Origin of the sequence: Rhodococcus sp. O3, from assembly GCF_048897285.1 — a bacterium.
Classification (GTDB): domain Bacteria; phylum Actinomycetota; class Actinomycetes; order Mycobacteriales; family Mycobacteriaceae; genus Rhodococcus.
The window spans coordinates 1-4218 of record NZ_JBMBTE010000229.1 but is presented as its reverse complement, the minus strand read 5'-3'; the positions used below and the strand labels follow the sequence as shown (position 1 = coordinate 4218).

Below are 4218 nucleotides of genomic sequence, written 5' to 3'. Positions count from 1 at the left end.
CGCGGCCGCGTCGTTGCGGGCGGCGACGATGTTGCCCCAGGGCGTGCCGACGAGGGCGTCGAGTTCGGCGAGGACCTGCCGGACGTGGTCGGTCGCGGTCAGGTCGCGCTTGGCCAGGGCCGACGCGGTGTCGCGCAGGTTCATGACGTCCACACCCCGCCGCGACGCCCGGCGTCGCGCAGCTGCTCGATCCAGTTGTCGTCGCCGGGGACGATCCCGGTGATGGGCTTGCGTTCGCGCTGCTCGTAGCGCTGCCGGGCCGCGTGGCCCGCGGACGTGAGGTCGCCGGTGCGGCCGTCGGCGAGCTGTTCGCGGGCGGTGCGCAGCACCTCGAGGGTTTCGTCGAGCGCCGCGAGCAGGGCGGTCGCATTGCCCTCACACATCGCATCGACGAGCGCGGGCGCGGTCCCGGCGATGCGGGTGCCGTCGCGGAAGGAACCGGCGGCCAGCGCCAGCGCGAGGTCGCCGCCACCGGCCCCGGCGAGGGCGAGGGCTTCAGCGAGGATGTGTGGCAGATGCGAGATCCGCGCGACCGCGGCGTCGTGTTCCCCGGATTCGGCAGGCACGACCACCGAACCGCAGTCGAGGGCGAGCCCGGCGACCTGCTGCCACACGTCGGGGTCGGCACCGTCGTCGACGGTCACCACCCACACGGCGTCGCGGAAGAGATCGGCGGTGCCTGCCTCCCATCCGGATTCGGCGGTCCCGGCCATGGGATGCCCGCCGACGAACCGCGCGGACAGTCCCCGTGCCGCGACCGCCGCGGCGACCGCGGACTTCACGCTCACCACGTCGGTCAGGGCGACGGTCGGGGCGTGCTCGGCGACCGCGGCGAGGACCGAGTCGACCGCTGGCATCGGCACCGCGACGACGACCAGCGCGTCGGAAGCGGCGGCGCGGCGCAGCACCGCGTGCAGGTCGGTGGACGCGTCGAAGCCGTCGGCGATCGCGGCGTCGACGGCACCGGACGAACGGTTGTATCCCCAGGCTTCGCGGCCCGCGGCGACGGCGGCACGCAGCAGCGAACCGCCGATCAGGCCGAGGCCGAGCACGCAGACGGGCGGGGCGGAAACTGCACTGGACACCGCATCAGGTTGGCACATTCGCCATCGGACTTCATTCACGGGACCGGGCAGACTACCGTTGCGCGCATGGCTGCACAGCGTGTAGGGGACAAGAGCCCTTCGGTGACAACATCCGGGGCATCCGGTGGTTCGTCGGAGGACCTGGACGGCTTCGCCGTCGCTGTCACGCGGGAGGAGGGCCGGTGGAAGTGCCGGGCCCTGACTTCTGCTGCGTTGACGAGTTTGGCGACGGCGGAGACGGAGCTGCGTGAGCTGCGGAGCTCCGGCGCGGTCTTCGGTCTGCTCAATGTGGACGACGAGTTCTTCGTGATTGTGCGTCCGGCTCCGGCGGGGACGCAGTTGCTGTTGTCCGACGCGACGATGGCGGTGGACTACGACATCGCCGCCGACGTGCTCGAGACACTCAACATCGAGATTCCCGACATCGACCCGGACGAGCTGGACGAGGTCGAGCCGTGGGAGGAAGGCGATCTGGCGATCCTCGCCGACATGGGTCTGCCCGAGCCGGTCCTGGCGGTGATCCTGTCGGAGACGGAGCTGTATCCGGACGAGCAGATCGAGGAGATCGCGCAGCGCTGCGGGTTCGACGACGTTTTGTCCTCGACGTTGGACAAGCTGCAGAAGTAGATGGGTCTGCGGGACGACGAGGATCTGATCCGGGTCGCGCTCGAGGCGGCGAAAACGGCACCCGCCGGGGATGTCCCGGTGGGTGCGGTGGTCTTCGCGGCCGACGGCACCGAGCTGGCCCGGGCGGCGAACTCGCGGGAAGCGACCGGTGACCCGACCGCACACGCCGAGATCCTCGCGTTGCGGGAAGCTGCGCGGGTGTACGGCGACGGGTGGCGGCTCGAGGGCGCGACCCTGGCCGTGACGCTCGAGCCGTGCACGATGTGCGCGGGCGCGATCGTGCTCGCCCGGGTCGGCCGGGTCGTGTTCGGCGCGTGGGAACCGAAGACCGGCGCGGTCGGGTCGCTGTGGGACGTGGTGCGCGACCGTCGTCTCACCCACCGGCCCGCGGTGCGCGGTGGTGTTCTCGAGGCCGAATGCGCAGGGGTTCTCGAGGACTTCTTCCGCACCCACCGCGACCTTGCCTAGGGCTCTGACCAGCCGATTTCAACTCCGCGACGCGATCCGGTAAAGTCTTTTAGCGGTGGCGTGTCCGAGCGGCCTAAGGAGCACGCCTCGAAAGCGTGTGACGGGTAACCCCCGTCCGAGGGTTCAAATCCCTCCGCCACCGCCAAGAGTCCCCCACCTGTTCACGCAGGTGGGGGACTTTTTTGTGTCGTCAGTTTCGGATCGAGAGTCGGCTTCCGGGCACAGATCGGGCACTGCCTCGCGCACGCGGGCGTGGCAGGAGCCAGGGACGGCACACGAGTACGAGCACTGCGATCTCCACCGGTGCCCCGGCGTAGTACATCAGTTCGGCCCCGGCGCGAGCCCGTTCGACGGGCACACCGTCGGGTGGATCGGCGTAGATGACCTTCGCGAGAATGTTGTGCGCTGCGATCGCCAGCACGAGAGCCCCTGCGCGCCACGGTGGTGAGGCGCGGTGCCGGGCGGGGTCGGGTCCACCCAGCACGGCGAAGGTGAAGAGATAACCGGCGGCCAGGACGTGCGCGTGCACCAGGACATGGAGTGCCGGTTCGGTGTGCGTCGCTGCGTACAGGCCAGTGCGGTAGAGCACCCACAGCCCGCCGATGTCGAGTACGCCGGCGACGAACGGGTTGGTCAGCACTGCGAGCGGTGGCGATGCCATTGTCCGTGCCAGGCGTCGGGCCGCGGGAACGGGGAGCATCCGCAGAGCGAGGGTGACCGGTGCCGCCAGCACGAGAAGCAGCGGACCGAGCATGCCCAGCAGGACGTGCGCGGCCATGTGGGCGACGAAGTCGTCGTGAGCGCTATCGGCGACGGGACCGACGAGTGCCACGCCCACCGATGCCCATCCGACCACCCAGGCCGCCGTCCGTCTCGCCGGCCATGAGATCTCGCGGCACCGCAGCCGAAGGACGACGAGCAGATAGGCGGCGACCGCGCCCGCGATCAGCAGGACGGTCACCCACTCGCCCGGACCGAGGAGGGTGCCGCCCGCATAGTGCTGGTGCTGGTTCATTCGTCAGAAGGAGACGTCGGCGCGGCGTACACGTCGTGCGGTCACGACCCACAACGCGAGGCCGGCGGCCAGCAGAAGGGCGGCGACGATGTTCCACACGAGGTCGTAGGGCGTGAGGTTCACGTCGTAGCGGATCTGGTGGAGACCCAGCACCTTGTGCTGGAACAGACCGTCGTAGAGCTGGAAGAACCCGGCTCCGGTCAGCCAGCCGGCGGCGAAGGCCGAAGCCCGGAAGGTACCGTCGCGCGCCAGCCCGAAGACCAGCATCAGGGCTGCGACGGTCGCGAACCAGCTGAACGCGTGGAAGAGTCCGTCCGAGACGAGTCCCGCATCGGAGGTGGACTTGTCGTAGAAGTGGTGCCAGTGCAGCAGCTGGTGGAAGACCGCCTCGTCGAGGAACGCCACGGTACCGAGTCCGAGCAGGATCCCGGCGACGATGTTGCGGCCGTGCTGTGTGGGGCGTCGGCCCTGGGGGTCCATGCGGATTCACTCGCCTTCCGTTCATGCCGTAGGAGAGTCGGTACCCACACGGGTCGTTCCGAAACGAATCGGAATTGTCCGTACGGGTTGATTCGTCGAACGACGATTCGCTACGGAACCTCGCCGCCACCGGTATCCGCGACCGGTTCCCGCATCCACCGCTGTCGGTGTTCGCGCAGTTCGGTTTCGCGGCGGGCGCGGTAGTGCGCCAACGCCGCCGACAGCAGATCGCCGAGATGGTGGCGGTGGTTGACCCGCGGTCTCTGCTCGGGGTCGATGTGCGGCGGTGGAATCCATTCGGTGCGTCCCGGATGCTCCGAATCTGCCGGTGCGACGCGGGTTTCCCAGCCGCCGGGTCCGTCGTGCACCAGGGCGTGGCAGGCGTCGCAGGCGAGGTCCTCGTTGCCGATGTCGGTGGGTCCGCTGTCTCGCCATTCGGTGATGTGGTGAACCGCGGTGAGAGTGGCCGGCGCATCGCAGCCCGGGCGGGTACAACCACCCGAGGCTGCGATCAACGCCAGCCGCTGATCGGCCGACGCCAAA

6 protein-coding genes and 1 tRNA gene are annotated in these 4218 nt (G+C 69.5%); 3 read left to right on the top strand and 4 right to left on the bottom strand.

Annotated elements, in window-relative coordinates; all coding sequences use genetic code 11:
- Positions 1–140 precede the first annotated feature (140 nt).
- Positions 141–1103 (bottom strand): prephenate dehydrogenase, encoded by a 963-nt coding sequence (locus ACN675_RS28055; protein WP_420753933.1) that lies wholly within the window; start codon positions 1101–1103, stop codon positions 141–143.
- Positions 1104–1151: 48 nt separating this feature from the next.
- On the opposite strand from ACN675_RS28055, the gene ACN675_RS28050 reads away from it, so the two are divergent.
- From ACN675_RS28050 to ACN675_RS28040, 3 genes are all read left to right on the top strand, one after another.
- On the top strand, positions 1152–1712 hold the full coding sequence (locus ACN675_RS28050; protein ID WP_420753932.1) for a tRNA adenosine deaminase-associated protein: 561 nt from the start codon (positions 1152–1154) through the stop codon (positions 1710–1712).
- Positions 1713–2180, top strand: coding sequence for a nucleoside deaminase (locus ACN675_RS28045; protein WP_420753931.1), 468 nt, complete (start codon positions 1713–1715; stop codon positions 2178–2180). It begins immediately after the preceding gene.
- A 54-nt stretch (positions 2181–2234) separates the two neighbouring features.
- Positions 2235–2325 (top strand) — tRNA-Ser (locus ACN675_RS28040).
- Positions 2326–2370: 45 nt separating this feature from the next.
- On the opposite strand, the gene ACN675_RS28035 is transcribed toward ACN675_RS28040, so the two are convergent.
- The 3 genes from ACN675_RS28035 to ACN675_RS28025 all read right to left on the bottom strand — a co-directional run.
- A complete protein-coding gene (locus tag ACN675_RS28035; RefSeq protein WP_420753930.1) occupies positions 2371–3195 on the bottom strand; it encodes a cytochrome c oxidase assembly protein in 825 nt (274 codons plus the stop codon).
- 3 nt (positions 3196–3198) lie between these two features.
- Positions 3199–3675, bottom strand: coding sequence for a DUF2243 domain-containing protein (locus ACN675_RS28030; protein WP_420753929.1), 477 nt, complete (start codon positions 3673–3675; stop codon positions 3199–3201).
- Between the two features lie 110 nt (positions 3676–3785).
- On the bottom strand, positions 3786–4218 hold a 433-nt coding region (locus ACN675_RS28025), incomplete at its 5' end, for an HNH endonuclease signature motif containing protein (RefSeq protein ID WP_420753928.1).